Source organism: Bartonella sp. CL25QHWL (assembly GCF_042195335.1).
Lineage (GTDB): Bacteria > Pseudomonadota > Alphaproteobacteria > Rhizobiales > Rhizobiaceae > Bartonella.
Genome location: NZ_JBHIOE010000083.1, coordinates 1 through 782 on the forward strand (window position 1 = coordinate 1; position 782 = coordinate 782).

General features: G+C 38.0%; 1 protein-coding gene and 1 pseudogene. Both read right to left on the reverse strand.

All coding sequences use genetic code 11. The annotated features are described in order from the left end of the window. Window positions 1–660 (reverse strand): annotated as a pseudogene (locus ACFILY_RS09575) (hypothetical protein); the annotation flags it as partial. After that, window positions 657–782, reverse strand: a 126-nt coding sequence (locus tag ACFILY_RS09580) for a TrwH protein (RefSeq protein WP_375638010.1), incomplete at its 5' end; no start/stop codon positions are given. The gene ACFILY_RS09580 and the pseudogene ACFILY_RS09575, both read right to left, overlap by 4 nt.

Consider the following 782-nt stretch of genomic DNA (forward strand, 5'->3'; position numbering starts at 1 on the left):
TACCTTTTGATATGATTCCCTTGAAAGCTTATCTTTCTTATAGAGCGATTCTGGTTCTTTGAGAAAAAAACTAGAAACGTCAATTGTTTTAGGTTCAGTTTTCTGACTATTTGTTATAGCTTGATAGGTTGTTTCTGTTTGCGAAAGTTGTTTTTTTTTCAACTCAAGCTGTTTTGTTAAGAGCTCAATAATTTCCTCTTTTTTTAATAGCTTAATAAGCTCCAGATATTCTGCTGGTGTAGCAGGTGATTTCGGTGAAGCAGGTGATTTCGATGGAGTACGTGGTAGTATAGCATATGTATGCCTGAATGAATCTAGATGAGCTTTACCACCATTCACTGCAGGAGCAGGTGAATTCGATGGAGTACGTGGTAGTATAGCATATGTATGCCTGAATGAATCTAGATGAGCTTTACCACCATTCACTGCAGGAGCAGGTGAATTCGATGGAGTACGTGGTTGTGTAAAATATGTCTTCCTGAGTGAATCTATATCACCAATATTCACTGAAGGAGCAGGTGGTGTCGCTGGAGTACGTGGTTGTAGAATATATGTCTTCCTGAATGGATCTATATGAGATCCATCAATATTCACTGCATGTGCCAAATTTATCATTCCCAAAAGGGTAATCATTCCTGTTATAATAAATCGCTTTTTCATCTGTCTCCTCGCTTAATTTCGGCAGGGATTGTTTTATTAATAGGCACACGGTTCCTATCATTTGGCTGTTTTAGCTTTGGTGCTAATGCACAAGCCGATAAAAGGTTTGCAATCAAAATTAC